This is a genomic window from Aquitalea palustris (assembly GCF_003693445.1).
Classification (GTDB): Bacteria; Pseudomonadota; Gammaproteobacteria; order Burkholderiales; family Chromobacteriaceae; genus Aquitalea; species Aquitalea palustris.
This window is the reverse complement of record NZ_RFAR01000158.1, coordinates 1-1,450: the sequence shown is the minus strand read 5'-3', so window position 1 is coordinate 1,450 and position 1,450 is coordinate 1. Positions and strand designations below refer to the sequence as shown.

At 61.1% G+C, this 1,450-nt stretch carries 1 protein-coding gene; it reads right to left on the bottom strand.

The features are described 5' to 3' along the window. A partial coding sequence (locus EAY64_RS20125; protein ID WP_147456261.1) for a PA14 domain-containing protein occupies window positions 1–1,450 on the bottom strand: 1,450 nt, incomplete at both ends.

The following is a 1,450-nucleotide window of genomic DNA, read 5'->3' as shown; positions in this document are numbered from 1 at the left end:
GCCTTGTTGATGTAGCCGTCGTTGTTGGCATCGGTGGCAATCACCACGGTCGGTGCCGACGGGCCGGTGATGTCCTCGGTGGCTGCCGCAGCGCCATTGGACGAAGTGATGCCGTAGTGGTCGGTCTGCGTAGCCGTCACACTGACCGCCTTGCCATCACCCGGCGCATTCATGGTCAGAGTGAGCAGGCCGGTGGTGGCGTTGTAGCTGCCAGAGACATTATTGGCAGCCCCGGTTACCGTACCGCCGGAACCCACTTGCAGCGTTGTCGTGGTACCGGCATCCACCACCACGATGCTGGCACTGCCACCTGCGCTGATCAGCGCCGGGTCAAGCTGCACCGTCGAACTAATCGTGCTGCCGGCCGCCGTCACCTCGGCGGCATTCAGATAGCCGTCGTGGTTGGCGTCGGCAACAATGCTGACCGGCGGTGTAGTCGGCAGCGCATAGCTGCCGCTGCCCGGATTGGAAACATTGCCGTACACATCGCTGACCGTGGCGGTCACCGTCAGTGTCTGGCCGGTGCTGGGTTCCACCACCGGCAGGTAGATCACGCCGTTCTGGTAGGTGTATACCGTGCCGCTGGAGTCCACCAGATTGCTGCCACTGAGGTGCAGCGTGACATTGGTGCCGGTATTGCTGCTGATCGTCACCGCCCCACCCTTGCTCAGATCGGTCTGGTCCGTACTATCCAGCGTCACGGTCGCGGTCAGGGTGTTGTTGGTGGTCAGGCTGATGGTCTGCACACCTGTCGTTGCCGTATTGCCCAGCTGCTGGGTGGACAAGGCCGCCTGGAACACCGCATTGCCACCCTGATCCCAGTACAGGATCTGGATGGTATGCAGGTTGCCCGCCGTTGCAGCCAGAGTCACCGAGGCCGGTGCCGCATTCTGCGACTGGATGCCAGTCATCGAGGACACGATCTGGCCATCGATCACGATCTGATAGCCATCATCGGCATTTACGTTCAGATAGTAAGTGCCAGCTGCTGCGCTGAAGGCACCGCTCATCTGGATGATCGACTGCGTGGTACTTGTGTAATTGCTGTTTAGCTGCAGATTGGTGGCATTGCTGCCCAGGAAGGTAGACAGGTTGCCGGTCGCCCCCAGGTTATTTGAGAACTCGGTTGTGCCATGCCATACCCCGCCCACATCGCCATAGTTCAGATTGGTGGCGATAAAGGTGGCAGCTGCCTTCAGCGTCTGCAGGTCGGCCTGCACCACGCTCAAGGACGTGGAGCCGCTAGGCGGGCTGGATATCTTGCTGTCGTTCACGTTGTAGTACTGGCTGGTCAAGCCATTCGACAGGAAGCTGACCACCGGTGCATCCGGCAAGGTGGCAGTCTTGCCTTCGGCCGCACTGGCGTTAGCCGTATTGCCGGCCTTGTCGCTAACACTGGCGCTGACGCTGACGCTGCCGTCGGTCAGGCCGGACAGGTTGGCCGGGTTGG